Raw genomic sequence first — 16550 nt, 5'->3', positions numbered from 1 at the left:
GGCAGGACGGCCGACGCGCGCAGATCCGGCGCCGCGATCGCAGGCACGCCCGCGTTTCGCTCAATCCGGTGCGCGCGCGAGCCAGTCGTCGAGCGGTAGCGCGTCCGACGCCGTGGTTTCGGCACACATGCTGTGGCGCATCAGCTCCAGCGCCCAGCGCTGATGTTCGTCCGCCTCGCTCGCGACGGTATCCTCCGGTACCCACAGGTCGTAGTCGCGCATGTGCGCGTCCGCGGCGGTGAACAGGACGCAGATGTCCGCCGCAACGCCGGTCAGGATCAGGCGGCTGACGCCGAGCTGCGGCAGCAACACCGGCAGGTTGGTCGCGTAGAAGCCAGAGAATTGCGGTTTGACGACGAAATAGTCGCGGTCACGCGGGTGCAGCACCGCAATCAGCGCGGCTCCACGGCTGCCGTCGCGGCGGCAGTGATCGACGATGCTCGAGCGCTCCGAGTGCCATTGGCCGAAATTGTCGTTGACGTAGATCACCGGCACCCCGGCGGCGTCAGCTCGGTCGCGCAGGTCGCGGATACGGTGCGCCGCCGCGATCGCCGCAGGCGCCAATTGCTCGCCGCCGTCGAACGCGAGGTCGTTGATCATGTCGATGATCAACAATGCGGTGGCGCCCGGCGACGGAGTCTCTGCGTCAGCCACCTTGCTCTCCTTCGACGACATAAGCGTGCGCCGTCCGCGACGACGCGGCGGGTAGCAGCTGTCGAACCGCTTCGACGATCTGGTAGGAGGCGAATGGCGCTAGCAGGCACGGCCGGTGCGCAAGATGCGCCGGGGGTGCCATTCCCGCCTCGCCGATCAGCAGCAGTGGGACACCCGCCGCTTCGATCGTATCCAGCAACGCCAACGCGGCGCCGTCCGCCAGCCGCAGGTTGACGATCGCGGCGGCCGGGCGTTCGCGCAGGTTGCCGAGCAGCGCCAGCCCTTCCGCGACGGCGCGGACCGGGCCGAGTAGCTGGTTGCCCGCGTCATGCAATGCATGGCGCAGATAATCGGCACGGAACGGCTCGGCTTCGGCCAGAAGGATCAGCGGACGCGTCGGCGCGGGAGGTTGCGGGAACATGCGTGCAATCTGACAGGTGCGCGCCGCGCCCGCGTTGATCTGGAGTGGTCATGGCGCTTTTTGCGCAAAACGCATTAATCTGCCAATTCGCTTTTCCTTATCGGGCCGCTTATGGCATCTTTCTGAAATAACGGGTGTATGACCCGAGCGGGAGAGAGACATGAGCAAGCTTGGCATCCTCGTCTTGGCGCTGTCGGGCGTGGCGACCGCATCGGTCGCTGCGGCGCAGACCGCGCCCGCGCCGGCGGCCGGCAAGGTCTATACCAGCGACCTGGTCACCCGTTGGGGGCGTGCGGTCACCCCGGCGAACGCGTGGCGCAGCTATCCCCGCCCGCAGATGAAGCGTGCCAAGTGGCTCAACCTCAACGGCCGCTGGGACTATGCGATCCGCCCCAAGGCCGCGCCGCAGCCGACGCAGATGGACGGCGCGATCCTCGTGCCCTTCGCGATCGAGTCGCGTTTGTCCGGCGTCGCGCGCGCGGTCACGCCCGAGGATCGCCTCTGGTACCGGCGCCAGTTCGCGGTTCCGGCCGACTGGCAGGGCCAGCGCGTGCTGCTGCACTTCGGCGCGGTCGATTATGAGGCGAGCATCCTTGTCAACGGCAGCCTGGTCGGATCGCACCGCGGCGGCTCGGACGCGTTCAGCCTCGACGTCACCGACTATCTCAAGGCCGGCGACAACGAGCTGGTGGTGCAGGTCACCGATCCGACCTCGGCAGGCGCGCAGCCGCGCGGCAAGCAGGTGCTCAAGCCCAACAGCATCTGGTACACCGCGGTCACCGGTATCTGGCAGACGGTGTGGCTCGAGCCGGTCCCTGCGCTTCACGTCGAGGACATGAAGATCACGCCCGACATCGATCGTGGTACGCTCTCGGTCGATGTCGCGCTCAACCGCAGCGCGGCGGACGACGACGCGGTGCGCATCACTGCGACGCAGAAGGGGCGCACCGTTGCCACCGCGCTGGTGCGCGGCAACCGTCCGGCCTCGCTGGCGATCCCCGACGCGCATCTGTGGTCGCCGGACGATCCGTTCCTGTACGATCTCAAGGTCGAGCTGGTGAAGGTGCGCGGTCCGTACACCGGCCCGGACAATAGCCCGCATCGCGAGCGCGGCGACTCGATCCTCACCGCGCACGAAGCAGCGCTCTACCGCGACGCCGCGGTCCAGGGCGGCGCGCGCGATTCGGTCGACGGCTATTTCGCGATGCGCAAGAGCTCGATCGGCCCGGGCAAGGTGCCGGGACAGCCGGTGATGATGCTCAACAACAAGCCGCTCTTCCAGAACGGCACGCTCGATCAGGGCTGGTGGCCCGACGGCCTGCTTACCCCGCCCTCGGAGGAGGCGATCCGCTTCGAGATCGACTATCTCAAGTCGTCCGGCTTCAACATGCTGCGCAAGCACATCAAGGTCGAGCCGGCGCAATATTATCATGAAGCCGATCGCATGGGCATCCTGATCTGGCAGGACATGCCCTCAGGCGAGGAGGACGAGAGCCTCGATCAGTTCGTCCGCCCGACGTCGCAGGGCGAGGCGCTGATGCCGCAGGCGGTCACCAACGAGTTCGAATATGAGCTCACCCGGATGATCAGCGATCTGCGCAACCATCCGTCGATCGTCACCTGGGTGGTCAACAACGAGGGCTGGGGGCAATATGCCTCGACGCGGCTTGCCAAGATGGTCCACGAGCTCGATCCCAGCCGGTTGGTCAACAAGGTATCGGGCTGGCTCGATACCGGCGACGCGGGCTCGGACCTCTTCGATATCCACACCTATGAGGACGTGCCCAAAGCGCCGACCCACCAGACGCATCGCGCGATCGTCATCGGTGAGTTCGGCGGGATCGGGCTGCCCATGCCGGGACATCTGTGGTTCCCGGCACGCAACAACTGGGGCTATCAGACCGCCAAGGACAAGAGCGACTATCAGGCGCGCTACCAGCGCAAATATGCCGAGGTGATCCGGCAGGCGCGCGAACTCGGGCTCAGCGCGGCGGTCTATACCCAGACGACCGACGTCGAGGGTGAGATCAATGGCCTGCTCACCTATGACCGCGCCGAGAGCAAGCTGCCACCCGCCACGTTCGCGCGCATCCACGCGCCGCTGCACGCAGCCGAGCCGGGCGCCGGCAAGTAGCGGCAACGGCAGGACGGGGCGGCGATCGAGCCCGGTTCGTCCGCGCCGCCATGCCGCTCCGCCGAAGCGGGGCGTCGTAGCGGAGCGGGCTCGTCGCTCCAGGCAATAACGCACACGCAAGCACGTCGCCCGCTTGGCGGCGGGCCGCGCCTGTCAGTCGCGCTGCCCGCCGCGCAGCAACGCCAGCCAGCGCCGCCAGCCACGCGGTCGGTGAAAGACGTCGAGCCCGCGATCGTCACTCGCGCGCACCAGGTCACGGGTGAGTGAGCGCAGCTGACGTTCGTTGAGCACCATGCTGACCCGATCATAGTCCTGCCGATGCGCGTGCCCGGCCGAGCGCGCCAGCTGCAGCGTCACGACGAAGCCATGCCGGGTCCGGTCGCGTTTCCAGCCTATCAGAATAGCGGGCGCGTCCGTCATCATACCCCCCGGAGTGTCCCGCGTCTCCGCCATGCCTGGCCGGTGCGCATCGGTCGCCCTTCGTTCCGATGCTGAGCGCTCGGCGTCCCAAGCGCAAGCCCCTGCCAGCTGCCGACTTTTACCGCCGGACAGGGTTGATGCGGTGGTCGGGTACGACTTCGGTCGATATGATGCGATGTCGGCGACGTTGCGGCGCGCTGGTTAACTATTTGGTTGCCAATCAGTCCTTTAAGGTCATCGTGACGTGGGGCGTAAGACTGGGCTGGCGGGCGAACGATGATCGCGATGGGGGCGGCGATGCCGGGTGAAGGCAGCGGGGTGGTCGGCGATGGATCGGCCTGGTGCGCGAGCGGTGTCGCCGCGGACGGAAACGGCGCGAGTCGCGCACGCGGCGGAACGCATGGCCGTTGCGCAGGGCGGGGGCAGGCGCGATGACGACGCAGGCGGCGCGCCAGAGCGCGACGACGGAGGACGTGATGGGGCAGGGGAGCGATCACGGGCCGCGACCGGTCGAGGAGCAGCGTGCGGCGCCGCGCGAGCGCACCTTGTACGCGCTCGGCCGGCTGATCGTCGCCGGTCGCCAGCACGTCTGCACCGTGCGCAACCTCGGGCCGGGTGGCGCCGCGGTCGAACTCGACCTTCCCCCCGCCGTGGGTACGGCGGTGACGGTGGAGACCCGCGGGCTGACCGCCTGTGCCGCCTCGGTGCGGTGGGTGCGCGACCGCGCGGTGGGTCTCGCGTTTGACGAGGCGCTGGGCGATGCGGCGCTTCGCACCGTCGCCGAGACGCCGCGAAGTCCGCGGTTCGACTATGACGGACCGGTCGAGCTGATCGTCGACGCGCGGCTCACCGAATGTCGCGCGTTGGACCTGGGGCTCGGTGGCATCCGCGTCGCGGGAGAGCCGCCTGCGCCGGTCGGCAGCGCAATCGAGGTCGTGATCGATGCCGAGCTGGTGGTGCGCGGACGGCTGTGCTGGGACAGCGGCACGGCGTTCGCGATCGAGTTCGCCGCGCCGCTGAGCGTGCGCCAGCTCTCCGGCGCCATCGCGCGGCGCGAGGCGGTGCTTAGCCGCTGAGCAGCGCGCGGACCTGCCGCGCAAGCGTCAGCGGCTCGAACGGTTTGACGATCACGCCGGCGGCACCGACGGCGCGCAGCGCTGTTACCTCGTGATCGCGACCGTGTGCGGTCATGAAGATCACCGGCAGCGCCGGTACGCGGGCGCGCATCGCCGCGAACAGCGTCGGGCCGTCCATGTCGGGCATCGTGACGTCGAGCAGCGCGGCGTCGGGCGCTGCTGCCGTCAGCGCGGCGAGGGCTTCAGCCGCGCTCGCCGCGGCGGTCACCGCCATCCCGGGGTCGAGCCCCAGCGCGAGCTGGACGATGGTCCGGATATCGGGGTCGTCGTCGACGAACAGCAGGTGAAGCGCGCCGATGATCATGCGTCGACCCGTGGACGTGATCGAGCCAGCATGCGCTGTACCGTCACGATCAGCTCGGCCAGGTCATGCCGCCCCTTTGTGAGCACCGCGTCAACGCGCGCCGCCAAGGGGGCAGGGATGTCCTGGCCCGAATAGATCACGACCGGGATCGCCGCGCCCGCGGCGTCGACCAGCTGGGGGATCAGCTCGGGGCCGTGGCCGTCGACCACCTGCATGTCGAGCACCGCCAGCTGCGGCGCACCGTCGCGTAGCGCAATGCGCGCCTCGGCGAGGCTCGCCACGGCGGTTACGCGCGCCACGCCCGCGAGTGCCGCCGCGACGGTGGCGCGCACGTCGGGATCGTCGTCGAGGTGGAGCAACAGGGGCCGGTCGCCTTCGGACACAGCGGGGTCGGGCACGATCAGGGCGCGGTGCGGCAGATCGAAGGCGAAGCGCGTCCCGCCGCCACGGCGGTCCTCGAACCAGATCGCGCCGTCGTGGCGACGCACGATCTCGCGCGAGATCGCCAGTCCGAGCCCGCTGCTCGGCGCGCGGCTGCCGCCCCGCGCGGCCTCGAACCGCTCGAACAGCCGCGGTCGCAGGCTGTCGGGCACGCCGTCGCCGCGGTCGTCCACCGTGACCATCGCGCGATCACCCGCACGGCGAGCCGCGAGCGTCACCGCCGCATCAGCGGGCGAGGCGTGGATCGCGTTCGAGGCGAGATTGGCCACGACCTGAAGCAGACGCCCTTCGTCGCCGGTGACCATGATCGCGCTGTCTTCCGACGCGTCGATCAGCGTGACGCTGCGGCTGCGCGCCAGTCCCTCACCGTCGAGGGTGGCCTGGGCAACGATGGCGCGCAGGTCGAGCCTTTGGCGTGACATCGCCAGCTGGCCCGACTCGATCCGGTCGATGTCGAGCATGTCGTTGATCAGCCGGATCAGACGCTGCGCATTATTGTCGGCGATATCGACCAGCCGACCGGCCTGCGGCGACAGGGCGGCGCTGGCGTCGCCGCGCAGCAGCGCCAGCGAGCCGATCACCGAGGTGAGAGGGGTGCGTAGCTCGTGCCCGATGGTCGAGATCAGCTCGTCCTTGACGCGTTCGATGCGCGCGCGCTCGGAGGCATCGCGCAGCGAGACGACGAGATGGTCACCGCTCGGCACGCGCATCACGCCGATCGCGACGTCGACGATCCGCTCGCTGCCGTCGCGGCGCCGTACCGCACGCGCGGTCAGCACATCCTGCCGCAATGTGCCGTCGCTCAGCCCGATGCGGGTGTGGAAGTCGCCCTGGCCCTCGCCGATGTCCAGCACCGTGGCGATGTCGCGCCGCTCCAGCTCCTCCGACGTATAGCCGAGCAGTGTGCTGGCGGCGGCGTTGATCAGCTCGATCGTGCCGCTCGGATTGAGGATCAGCAGCGCGTCGCCGGTGCTGCGCAGGATCGCCGCGTTGCGCTCGCTGTTCTCATACGCGACCAGCGCGGCGGCATAAGCATCGCGGCGCGATCGCCAGAGCGAGCGCAGCGTGATCGCGAGCAGGACGAGGAGCAGCACGGTGATGGCGAGCAGCAGCCGTCTGACCATGTCGCGCTGCTGCTCGGTGGCGGCGCGCTGCGCGGCGATGCCCGCGCGCTCCATGGCGCCGTCGCGCGCGAGCTCGTCGCGGAGGCGGTCCATGATCCGCCGTCCCTCCCCTCCGGCCACCGCACGGCGCGCCGCTGCGCGGTCGCCGGCGCGATGTAGCGCCAACGTCCGATCGAGTTCGGCGAACTTGGCCGCGATCAGCGCGCTCACGGTCGGGGTGGCGACCCCTGGCTGCTGACTCAGTGGCTCGGACGCGGCGCGCGCCGGCGCGTAGGGGCCGAGGAAATCCGGGTTGCCCGTCAGCAGATAGCCGCGCTGCGCGGTCTCCGCATCCTTCAACGCCGACAGGAGCATGACCTGCGCGCGCTCGCGATCGAACGATCGCGCAGTGGCAGCGCGCAGCCGGTCGGAGCGCGCGTCTTCCGCCTCGGTCCACACGATCAGCGCTGCTAGCAGCAGCGGCGCCGCCGCCGCGATCGCGAGGAAGCGTCCTCGCGACGGTGCAATCGGGCGCGCCGCGACGCTCAAGGCGCGGGCCGGCCGAGCATCGGCTGCATCGCGAGCAGCGCCTGCGCGCGATTGCTTACCCCCAGCTTGCGGAAGATGACGGTCAGATGCGCCTTGATCGTCGCTTCGGTGACGTCGAGGTCGCGCGCGATCTGCTTGTTCGCCCGCCCGTCCGCCAGTGCGAGCAGCACGCCGCGCTGTGCCGGCGAGAGCGACTCGACCCGGGCGCGCAGGTCCTTCAGGTCGGGAGCCGCGGTGTCGATCGTGGGGAAGATCACCGCGCCGTCGTCGATGCTGCGCAGCCGCTCCACCAGCACGTCAAGCGGCAAGCTCTTGAACAGATAGCCGGATGCGCCGAGGGCGCGCGCCGCCTCGATCAGGCTCGCGCGCTCGTTGGCGGTGACGAGCACGATCGGCGTCGTCGGCGCAAGGACCTGCAGCGCGAGCAGCCCGGAAAAGCCGTGCGCATCCGGCACGTCGTAATCCAGCAGGATCATGCGGAAGGACGTCCGCTCCGCTGCCGCGACCGCTTCCTTGATCGAGCCGGCGGTGACGACCTGCGTGCCGGGCAGCGCCGCCCGCGCCGCGAGCGACAATCCCTCCCGCGTGAGCGGGTGATCGTCGGCCACCAGGGCACGACCTCCAAGCTTTCGCTCGTGCATTGCTATCATACGGACTTGCTTATCTAATTCCTGCCACTGAGGTTCTGCGGCGGAGCACCTGCTGTCGAGCGCTTTTTACACCGTAATGGGGATAGTCTGATGTGCATCAGCCATCCAACCTGTCTCATCCTCGGGGAGGAGCCCGAGTTTGCGACGACCCTGATCGATGCCGGTTTTCACGTCGTCGAGGGTTCGCGTCGATCGGTGTGCGACTGGCCGGATGCCGAGCTGGTCGTCGCTTCAGGCGACGCGTCCGATGCGCTCTTGCCAGCAGTGATCCGTCGCGAAACGGAGCGACCCTTGATCCCCGTCGTCGCGGTGGCGAGCGCCGCCTGGATCGCGATCGCCGATTGGCGCGCGCTGGGCTATGACGGTGCGCTCGCGCGCAATGCCCCGCCGGCGGCGGCGAGCGCTGCGCTGGCCGAGTGGCAGCGTGCGGACACGCTGGCGACGGTGGCGCGGCTGCGCGCGCAGTTCGGCGCGGCGGAGATGAGCGCGCTGCTCCACGGCTTCCGCGACCTGCTGACGCGCGTGCGGGACGAGCTCGACGTCGACGCGACGGTCGCGCTGGCGCATCGCGTCGCGGGGATCGCGGGAACGCTCGGCTTCGCGCCGCTCGGGCGATTGTGGCTGCGCCTCGCCGACGGCGAGGTGGAACTGGCGGACAGCGCGCGCCGCGCCGCCGCTTATGCGATCTTCACGCTCGATCGCTGTGGCTGAGCACTCGCGTCATCCCGCCAGCGGGGCGACGTCGACGCTGACCTCCATGGCCTGCGCACCCGAGCCGAGCACCACGCCGTCCACCGGGGCGATCTCGCCATAGTCGCGCCCGACTGCTACGATCACATGATCGCTCGCCATCCAGATGCCGTTGGTCGGGTCGACCCCGATCCAGCCGCGCCTCGGCCCGCACCACAGCAGCACCCAGGCATGAGTCGCGTCGGCGCCGACCAGCCGCTCCTGTCCCGGCGGCGGGAGCGTGCGGATGTAGCCCGAGGCATAGGCCGCGGGCAGTCCCGCGGCGCGCAGCCCTGCGATCATCACCTGCGCGAAATCCTGGCAGACGCCGCGGCGCTGGCGGAACGCCTCGTGCGGCGGCGTGTCGACCAGCGTCGCGGCCGCATCGAAGGTGAAGTCGCGCTGGATCCGGCGCGCCAGCGCGATCCCCGCCTCCAGGGCGTTGCGCTGGGGCGCCAGATCGGCGCGGCAATAGTCCGCGATCGCGGGATCGAGCGGGATGAGCGGCGAGGGAAAGAGATAGGCGGCCGGGCCGGCAGCGGAGAGGTCGGTCGACGCGCGCGCGAGCGCCGCGACCTCGGCCAGCGTGGGATCGTCGGGCGCGGGGACGGGCACGTCGCGCGCGATCGTCACGCGCGCGCGGCTCTCGATCGTCAGCGAGCGGACCGGCTCCTCGATCACCAGCCGCTCGACCTGCGCCAGCCCCGCCTCGGCGCGCGCGGGATGCACCCGACCGGCGGGCGCGACGCTCAACGAATAGGATTCCACTCGCTGTCCGGGCCAGTCGATCGGCCGCAGCCGCAGGTTGCATCGCGCGAACTTGACCGCATTGCCATAGTCGAAGCGGGTGATGTGGACGATGTCGTAGCGCATGCCGCCGCCCACCTCGGGGTTCGGGCGGGCGGGTGCAAGCACCTCGCTCACGCCAGCGTCAGCCCGCCGGCGCGGAGCGGCTCGGCGCCCTGCAGGAAATAGCGCCGCGCGACCGCGTCCGACAGCCGGCCGAGCCGCTGCTCCACCGCCAGCAGCAGCTCGCCGGTGAGCGTCGCCGCCTGCTCGGGCGCCACCATCGCGTACAGTTCGGTCGCCTCGATCTGCTGCGGCTCGGCCATGCCGTCATCCTCCAGCACCGGCAGCCGCGCGAGATGCTCGCGGATCGCCTCGACCTGGAACATCAGCGCGCGCGGATTACCGGGATCGAGCGCCACCAAATCGAGCACGGGAACGCGTGCGATCCCCGTGAGATATCGCTGGCGGTAACTGATCTGGCTGTCGCCGAGATCGAGCAGGGTCGACAGATCGTCCAGCCCAGCGCCGACGGCGCCGAACACCCGCGCCGCGCGCGCAATCGCGGCGGCGCGCTCGATCCGCCGGCCGAGATCGTGGAAGCGCCACGCCGCGGTGCGACTCATGTGCTCGGCGGAAAGGCCGGCAATGGCGGCATAGCGGCGCTGGAGCGAGCCGGCGCGGTCGAGCAGCCCGCGGTGGCTGGGAAAGGGCGCATCGAGCAGCCGGATCATGTCCGCGGAGAGCCGGTCGCGCGAGCCGCCCGCGATCCGCTGCGCGTGCGCGTTGATCGCCGCCACCGACTGCCACCCGTCCGCGCGCGCCTCCATCGCGGTGCGCGCGAACTGGGTGAGATCGGAACGCCGCAGCGAGGCGGGCGGCGGCGCCGCGCCGGCGGCGACCAGCTCATTGACCAGCTTGGCGACCGTGTCGGCGCCTAAAGCGGCGCCCGCATCGGCGTCGATCGAATTGCCGAGCATGACGCGGATCACCGCCAGCATCGCCTCGCCGCGCTCGAGATAGCGGCCGAGCCAGAAGAAATTGTCCGCAACGCGGCTCGGCAGCGTGCCCGGATTGCGGCGGACGTGGAGCGTGTCGACCGCGGGCAGCAGCGACACCGGCGCGACCGGCTCGCTGCCATGGACGCAGACGTCCGCGGACCAGCTGCCCTCGCCCATTACCGCGGCGCGAGGGTCCGGATGCGCGCCGATCCGCGCGAACCCGCCCGGCATCACCTGCCAACGGCCGTCGCGGTCGCGCGCGGCGAAGACGCGCAGCGTGAAGGGGCGCGGCTCCATCCGATCCTCGATCACCACCGGCATGGTGGAGAGCCGCACGATCTCCTGCCCGACGAAGTCCTGCGGACGCAGCGCCATCGCATCGAGCAGCGCGGCACGCTGTGCGGCGGAAAGGTCGGCCCCCGCCACCGGCGCGTCGCCCGGCAGGCCGAGCGTACGGGCGCCGAACGCGGAGGAGAGCAGCAGCGACGGCAGCTCGGCGGCGACATGCTCCGCCTCGCGTGCCTGGCCGCACCACCAGGTCGCGATCTGCGGCAGGATCAGGTCGGCGCCGGTCAGCCGCGTCGCCAGCTGGGGCAGGAAGGCGCCGAACGCGGCGCTCTCGAGCACGCCGACGCCCGGGGCATTGGCGAGCACGACATTGCCCGCGGCCCAGGCGTCGATCAGCCCGGGCACGCCGATGCGTGAGTGCGAGTCGAACGCGAGCGGGTCGAGCAGCCGCGGGTCGAGCCGGCGCCACAATGCGTCGACGCGCTTGAGCCCGCCGATGGTGCGCACGTACAGCCGCTCCTCCAGCGCGGCGAGATCGTCGCCTTCCACCAGCAGCAGCCCGAGGTAGCGCGCGAGATGCGCCTGCTCGGGATAGCTCGGATTGTAGCGGCCTGGGGTGAGCAGCCCGATCCGCGGGTCGCTGCGGCGGCACGCGGCGGCGAGCCCGTCGCGGAAGGCGGCGAAGAACGGCGCGTGGCGGCGGACGTTGAGCCGCCGCTGCAGCCCGCCGAGCGTGCGGCTGACCGCCAGCCGGTTCTCCAGCGCATAGCCGGCGCCGGTGGGCGTGCGCAGCTGGTCGGCGAGCACGCGCCACTCGCCCGACGGTCCGCGCCCGAGATCGACCGCGACGAAGCGCAGATGGTGCCCGCCGGGTGGGGTCAGCCCGACCAGCGGGCGCAAAAAGTAGGGACTGCCGGTGACCAGGGTGGCGGGCAGATGGCCGCGCTGGACCAGCTGCGCCTCGCCGTAGAGATCCTGGAGGATGCGCTCGAACAGGTCGGCGCGCTGGACCACGCCGCGCTCGATGTGCGCCCATTCGTCCGCCTCGATCAGCAGCGGGATCGGACTGACCGGCCAGGGACGCTCACTGTCCTCGCCGATGATGCGGAAGCCGGTGCCGATGTCCGCCGCATGGCGCTGTACCCGCTCGCGCGCATGGCCGAGATCATCGCCCGCGACCGCGGCGAGCTCCTCCAGCATCGCCAGCGCGGCGGTTTCGTCGCCCGCGCGCATCGCGTCGTCCGCCGCGCCGGCATAATCGTCGAGCCAGCGGCGCGCGTTGGTCCCGGCATCGAACAGGGCAGGCTGGGTCGCCACTCGGTCCTCCGTGCGCGGGCAGCCGGGACCCTAGGCGATGCCGCCGGGCAAGGCAAAGCCGCGCTGGTAGAAATCAGCGGGCGACCGGCGGGGCGGGGAAGGCCAGCACCGCACCGGTGTAGCGCTCCACCACCGCGCTGACCGGCGACCCGTCCGGCAACAGCAGCACCGCGCGGTTCTCGAGCACGGTGGCGGGCACGTCGATCTCGCCGCGCAGCGGCCAGCGCCATCCTGGCAGAGTCTCCCAGTGCTGCGGCAGCGGCGACCAGAGATGGTGGCTCGACAGCGTGTAGCGGCGGAAGTGCAGCGGCTGCGCGGCGCGGCCGAACGGCGTTTCGGTGGTGTCGAGTTGGTGGTTGATGTCGGCGGTGAGGCGTGCGGGAACGTACCAATTGTCCGCGTCCGACAGGACATGCGTGCCGCATCTCAGCCGCACGTGACGATAGCCGAGCCGCTCGTCGGGCGCGACCTTGAGCAAAGCGCGAACCTCTGGCGGGGCGGTGCGCTCGTCGCCGTGCACCCGCTCGGCGACGATCTTGGGCTCGGTGGCCATATGATGCGCAGCGCACCAAGCGTCGAGCACCAGCGTCGCGCTGTCGCGCGCGGCGAGCTGATCGCTCAGGGCGTGGAGCGCGGCATCGGCCGCCAACCGGCCCTGGATCGTGTCGAACCAGCCGGTCGGCAGCGGCGTGGCGGACGCGGGCACGGCGGTGAACGTGAGGAGACAGGCGAGGAGACGGGGGCGGTGCGGCATGGCGGGTCCGGCGATGACGGGCGAAGGCTCCTCTCCATTATAGCCGGCCGAGGTCTACGCCGGGTGGGGAGCGGATCGTGGCGGTGGAGTGTGGCGGAGGCGGCGCACGGAGAACAGCCACTTAGAACGTTTGGCCCCTTCGTTGACCGTCATCCCCGTCCCGGAACAGGTCCGGGATGACGGGAATGGCACATGATCCGGCCGTACACACACTCACACCTCGGGCAGCACCTGGTCCGCCACGCCCCAGCCCTTGAGCGAGCGGCTGTTGGCGCGCGCGATCAGCTCGGCGGCATCGGTGACGTGCCAGCGCGCCGCGGTGTCGAGGTCGCGCAGCTCGGTCCAGGAGACCGGGGCCGCGACCGGTGCGCCCGCGCGCGCCCGGGCGGCATAGGGCATGATCGCGGTCGCGCCGCGCTGGTTGCGCAGATAGTCGATGAAGATCCGGTTCTTGCGCTTGGCCTTGCTCATGTTGGCGACGAACCGCTCCGGCTCCGCCTGCGCCAGCGCGCGCGCGAACCGTTCGGCGAAGTCGCGCACCGCCGGCCATTCCGCCGCGGGCGTGAGCGGTACGACGACGTGCACGCCCTTGCCACCCGACAGCAGCGGGAAGCTGGTCAGGCCGAGCTCGGCGAGCTGCTCCTTGATATGCTCGGCGGCGCGCTTGGTGTCGGCGAAGTCGAGCCCCTCATCGGGATCGAGATCGAACACCATGCGATCGGGCTGTTCGAGCGCCGCCACGGTCGAGCCCCAGCCGTGGAACTCGATTGTCCCCATCTGCACGCAGGCGACCAGGCCGTCGGCCGAGTCGACGTAAAGATAGTTCTCGGTCGAGCCGTCCTTCTCGCGGATCGGCACCTGGTGCACCGCCTCGCCGAACGAGCCGGCGTCGTGCTTCTGGAAGAAGCATTGCTTGGCGCGGCCTTGCGGGCAACGCACCAGGCTGACCGGGCGATGACCCGCCCAGGGCAGCATGATCCCGGCGACCGTGAGGTAATAGTCCGCGAGATCGCCTTTGGTCACCCTGCTCTCGGGGAAGATGACGCGGTCACGGCTCGATACCTTGATCGAGGTGGCGGGCACCGCCGCCGCGGCGCTGGCAGGCGGCGGCGTCGGGCGCTCAACCACCACCTCGCGCGCCGGCTTGTCGCCACGCAGCCCGAGGAAGCTGGGGTGGCGCAGCACCCCGTCGGGCGTGGTTTCGGTGAAGGCGATCTCGGCGACCAGCTTGGGCGCGACCCAATGCGCGCCGCGCACCGCGGCACGCGGCGCGCTCACCGTCGGCGTCTTGCGCTCGAGCCGTTCCAGCTGCGCGCCGAGCTCATCGATCAGCGCGGCGGAGAAGCCGGTCCCGACCTTACCGGCATAGCGCAGCGCGCCATTGTCGTGGACGCCGAGCAGCAGCGAGCGGAAGCCGCGGCGCTTGTCCGACGGCGTCCAGCCGACGATGACGAACTCCTGCCGCCGCGTGCACTTGACCTTGAGCCACGCCTGGGTCCGCTTGCCGCGATAGGGCGCGTCGGCCTTCTTCGAGACCACGCCCTCATAGCCCTCGCGGCACATCGTCTCGAACAATTGCTCGCCCGCGCCGACCACATGCTCGGCGAACTGGAGCCGCGCCTCGCCCGCACCGACCAGCGCGCGCAGTCGCTCCTTGCGCTGCACGGTGGCGAGCGGACGCAGGTCCTCGCCGTCCTGTTCAAGCAGGTCGAAGGCGAAGAGCGTCATCGCGCCGCCCGCCGATATCGCGTCCTTCAGCGTGGAGAAGTCCGGCCGCCCGTCCTTGAACGCGACGATCTCGCCGTCGATCAGCGCGCTGCCGACCGGGAGCGCGGCCGCGGCGGCGGCGACGCCCGCGAATTTGTCGGTCCAGTCGAGCCCGTTGCGGGTGTAGACCTTGGCCTCCCCGTCGGCGACGGCCACCAGCGCGCGATAGCCGTCATACTTGACCTCATGGATCCAGTCGCTGCTGCTCGGCACCGAGTCGACGAGGGTGCAGAGCTGCGGCGGCTCATACGGGGGAAGCGCGAGCTTGCGTCCGCGCTTCGCCGTCTTCGGCTTCGCGGGCCGGGACGTCGGCGCGGCGGCCTCTTCATGCGGCGGCGCGCCGTCGGCGATCTCCTGCATCGTGCGGCCGGTGGCGACGCTGGTCAGCGCGGTCTCGACCAACGTGTCGGTGCCGCCGGCATAAGCGTCGTCGATCTTGCGCAGCAGCCAGTTCTCGTTCTTTTCCTTCCCGCGCGGGCGCAGCCGGATCAGCAGCCACTCGCCCTTCATCCGCTCGCCGTCGAGTATGAAGTGGAGGTGGCCCTTGTCGAGGTCGCGCGCGCTCTTGCCCGCGATCGGCGCCCAGGTGCCGCGGTCCCACAGCATCACCGTGCCGCCGCCATATTCGCCCTTGGGGATCGTCCCCTCGAACGTGGCATAAGAGAGCGGATGGTCCTCGGTGCGGACCGCGAGACGCTTTTCGTCGGGGTCGAGGCTCGGGCCGCGCGTCACCGCCCAGCTCTTGAGCACGCCGTCGATCTCCAGGCGGAAGTCCCAATGCAGCCGGGTGGCGTCGTGTTTCTGCACCATGAAGCTGTTGCCGTTCCCCGGCGCGAGCGTGCCGGCGGGCTCGGCGGTGCGGCTGAAGTCGCGCTTGGCATTGTAGCGCGCGAGCGGGTCGGTGGCGGGAGCAGGGGCGGCGGCGGGTGAACCGGGCTGGTCCTTCTTCCTCGTCACGCGATGCTCTCCTCAACAAGCCCTGCGAGATCGAGCAAGGTGACGGATCCCACGACCGTCATGCCGGACTTGATCCGGCATCCATGGCGCCGCGAGCGCAGCTGCCGTGTCGTACGCGGCGGCATGGGCCTCGGATCAAGTCCGCGGTGACGAGGAAAGATGCGGACACGCAGGCTCCTGAACCACGGGCGCTCACCTCACGCGCTCTTCTTCGCCGCCGGCTTCCTCGCCGCGGGCTTCTTGGCGGGCGTGCGCTTCGCCGCAGGCTTGGCCGCGGCCTTGCTCGCGCCCGCATTCTCGTTCGCCGCGCCGCGCGAGCCTTCCATCGACTTCTTCAACGCCGCCATCAGGTCGACCACGTTCGATCCCGAGCGGGCGCCGCCCTCGTCATTGTCCTCGATGATCTTGCGCCCATGCGCCTTGCGCTTGCGCTCGATCAGCCCGCGCAGTGCGTCGACGTAGCGGTCGTGGAACTCCTGTGGGTCGAACGCACCGCTCTTCTTCTCGATCAGCGCCTCGGCGAGGTCGAGCAGCTCAGGGTCGGGCTTCTCGTCGGGGATGTCGCGGAAATAGCCCTGTGCCTTGTTGACCTCGTCGGCATAGCGCAGCGTCTCCAGCACGAGGCCGCGCCCGCATGGCTTGAGGCTGACGACATATTCGCGCCCGCGCATCGCCAGTTGCCCGAGCCCGACCTTCTTGGTCCGCCGAAGCGCCTCGCGCAACACGATGAACGCCTCCTCGGCGAGATCGTCGGCGGGCACGACGAAATAGGGCTTTTCATAATAGAGCACGTCGATCTCGCTGGCGTCGACGAACTGGGTGAGCTCGAGCGTCTTCTTCGACTCGAGCTTCACCGCGTCGATTTCATCCTGCTCGAGCAGGACATATTCGCCCTTCTCGACCTCGAAGCCCTTGACGATCTCGTCGGTGTCGACCGGTCCCATGCCGGGCACGACCTTCTCATATTTGATCCGCTTGCCGGACGGTTCGTGGATCTGGTGGAAGCTGATCTGCGCGCCCGACTTGGTCGCCGAGTAGATTTCCACCGGGATCGAAACCAGCGCGAGCCGGATCTGCCCCTGCCAATATGCCCGCGCGGCCATGTCACTTCCCTTGTTCCGGAGGCGATTCAATCATTT

At 70.0% G+C, this 16550-nt stretch carries 14 protein-coding genes; 3 read left to right on the top strand and 11 right to left on the bottom strand.

Features of this window, described 5'->3' with window-relative positions; genetic code table 11:
• Positions 1-60: 60 nt before the first annotated feature.
• Together ACMGDM_RS03600 and ACMGDM_RS03595 are read right to left on the bottom strand one after the other, a co-directional pair.
• Entirely contained in the window at positions 61-654 is a 594-nt protein-coding gene (locus tag ACMGDM_RS03600) for a cysteine hydrolase family protein (RefSeq protein ID WP_436802745.1), read from the bottom strand.
• The gene (locus ACMGDM_RS03595) at positions 647-1075 is read right to left on the bottom strand and encodes a hypothetical protein (protein ID WP_436802744.1); all 429 of its coding nucleotides are present in this window, start codon (positions 1073-1075) and stop codon (positions 647-649) included. Before ACMGDM_RS03595 ends, ACMGDM_RS03600 begins: the two co-directional genes overlap by 8 nt.
• Positions 1076-1235: 160 nt before the next feature.
• On the opposite strand from ACMGDM_RS03595, the gene ACMGDM_RS03590 reads away from it, so the two are divergent.
• On the top strand, positions 1236-3209 hold the full coding sequence (locus ACMGDM_RS03590) for a glycoside hydrolase family 2 protein (protein ID WP_436802743.1): 1974 nt from the start codon (positions 1236-1238) through the stop codon (positions 3207-3209).
• A 153-nt stretch (positions 3210-3362) separates the two neighbouring features.
• Here ACMGDM_RS03590 and ACMGDM_RS03585 read toward each other — a convergent pair whose 3' ends face one another.
• A complete protein-coding gene (locus ACMGDM_RS03585; RefSeq protein ID WP_436802742.1) occupies positions 3363-3566 on the bottom strand; it encodes a hypothetical protein in 204 nt (67 codons plus the stop codon).
• 494 nt (positions 3567-4060) lie between these two features.
• Here ACMGDM_RS03585 and ACMGDM_RS03580 point away from each other — a divergent pair, with 494 nt between their 5' ends.
• Positions 4061-4705, top strand: a complete 645-nt coding sequence (locus ACMGDM_RS03580; RefSeq protein WP_436802741.1) for a PilZ domain-containing protein — start codon at positions 4061-4063, stop codon at positions 4703-4705.
• Here the strand turns inward: ACMGDM_RS03580 and ACMGDM_RS03575 are convergent.
• From ACMGDM_RS03575 to ACMGDM_RS03565, 3 genes are read right to left on the bottom strand one after another with little or no spacing between them, the layout of a single operon-like run.
• Positions 4695-5069: a response regulator gene (locus ACMGDM_RS03575; protein WP_436802740.1), complete on the bottom strand. Its 375-nt coding sequence runs from the start codon at positions 5067-5069 to the stop codon at positions 4695-4697. The two genes, ACMGDM_RS03580 and ACMGDM_RS03575, sit on opposite strands and share 11 nt — an antisense overlap.
• Entirely contained in the window at positions 5066-7162 is a 2097-nt protein-coding gene (locus ACMGDM_RS03570; RefSeq protein WP_436802739.1) for a sensor histidine kinase, read from the bottom strand. Before ACMGDM_RS03570 ends, ACMGDM_RS03575 begins: the two co-directional genes overlap by 4 nt.
• A complete protein-coding gene (locus ACMGDM_RS03565; protein WP_436802738.1) occupies positions 7159-7770 on the bottom strand; it encodes a response regulator in 612 nt (203 codons plus the stop codon). The genes ACMGDM_RS03570 and ACMGDM_RS03565 overlap by 4 nt, the downstream gene beginning before the upstream one ends.
• A gap of 333 nt (positions 7771-8103) precedes the next feature.
• Here ACMGDM_RS03565 and ACMGDM_RS03560 point away from each other — a divergent pair, with 333 nt between their 5' ends.
• Complete coding sequence (locus tag ACMGDM_RS03560) at positions 8104-8523, top strand: hypothetical protein (RefSeq protein WP_436802737.1); 420 nt, start codon at positions 8104-8106, stop codon at positions 8521-8523.
• Between the two features lie 9 nt (positions 8524-8532).
• Here ACMGDM_RS03560 and ACMGDM_RS03555 read toward each other — a convergent pair whose 3' ends face one another.
• From ACMGDM_RS03555 to ku, 5 genes are all read right to left on the bottom strand, one after another.
• Positions 8533-9414 carry a transglutaminase family protein gene (locus tag ACMGDM_RS03555; RefSeq protein ID WP_436803619.1) on the bottom strand — a complete coding sequence of 294 codons (882 nt, stop codon included), beginning with the start codon at positions 9412-9414 and terminating at the stop codon, positions 8533-8535.
• A 47-nt stretch (positions 9415-9461) separates the two neighbouring features.
• Positions 9462-11933, bottom strand: a complete 2472-nt coding sequence (locus ACMGDM_RS03550) for a circularly permuted type 2 ATP-grasp protein (protein WP_436802736.1) — start codon at positions 11931-11933, stop codon at positions 9462-9464.
• Positions 11934-12006: 73 nt separating this feature from the next.
• A complete protein-coding gene (locus ACMGDM_RS03545) occupies positions 12007-12687 on the bottom strand; it encodes a hypothetical protein (RefSeq protein WP_436802735.1) in 681 nt (226 codons plus the stop codon).
• Between the two features lie 213 nt (positions 12688-12900).
• Entirely contained in the window at positions 12901-15411 is a 2511-nt protein-coding gene (gene ligD / locus ACMGDM_RS03540; RefSeq protein ID WP_436802734.1) for a DNA ligase D, read from the bottom strand.
• A 197-nt stretch (positions 15412-15608) separates the two neighbouring features.
• The gene (ku, locus tag ACMGDM_RS03535) at positions 15609-16514 is read right to left on the bottom strand and encodes a non-homologous end joining protein Ku (RefSeq protein WP_436802733.1); all 906 of its coding nucleotides are present in this window, start codon (positions 16512-16514) and stop codon (positions 15609-15611) included.
• Between the last annotated feature and the right edge of the window lie 36 nt (positions 16515-16550).

It is taken from the genome of Sphingomonas larreae, assembly GCF_051400595.1.
Lineage (GTDB): Bacteria > Pseudomonadota > Alphaproteobacteria > Sphingomonadales > Sphingomonadaceae > Sphingomonas.
This window is presented reverse-complemented; position numbering and strand designations above follow the sequence as displayed.

Bases quoted from the DNA above. Each gene is read 5' to 3' on its own strand.
- ACMGDM_RS03595 (WP_436802744.1), bottom strand. From the start codon at position 1,075: ATGTTCCCGCAACCTCCCGCGCCGACGCGTCCGCTGATCCTTCTGGCC.
- ACMGDM_RS03590 (WP_436802743.1), top strand. From the start codon at position 1,236: ATGAGCAAGCTTGGCATCCTCGTCTTGGCGCTGTCGGGCGTGGCGACC.
- ACMGDM_RS03580 (WP_436802741.1), top strand. From the start codon at position 4,061: ATGACGACGCAGGCGGCGCGCCAGAGCGCGACGACGGAGGACGTGATG.
- ACMGDM_RS03575 (WP_436802740.1), bottom strand. From the start codon at position 5,069: ATGATCATCGGCGCGCTTCACCTGCTGTTCGTCGACGACGACCCCGAT.
- ACMGDM_RS03555 (WP_436803619.1), bottom strand. From the start codon at position 9,414: ATGCGCTACGACATCGTCCACATCACCCGCTTCGACTATGGCAATGCG.
- ACMGDM_RS03545 (WP_436802735.1), bottom strand. From the start codon at position 12,687: ATGCCGCACCGCCCCCGTCTCCTCGCCTGTCTCCTCACGTTCACCGCC.
- ku (WP_436802733.1), bottom strand. From the start codon at position 16,514: ATGGCCGCGCGGGCATATTGGCAGGGGCAGATCCGGCTCGCGCTGGTT.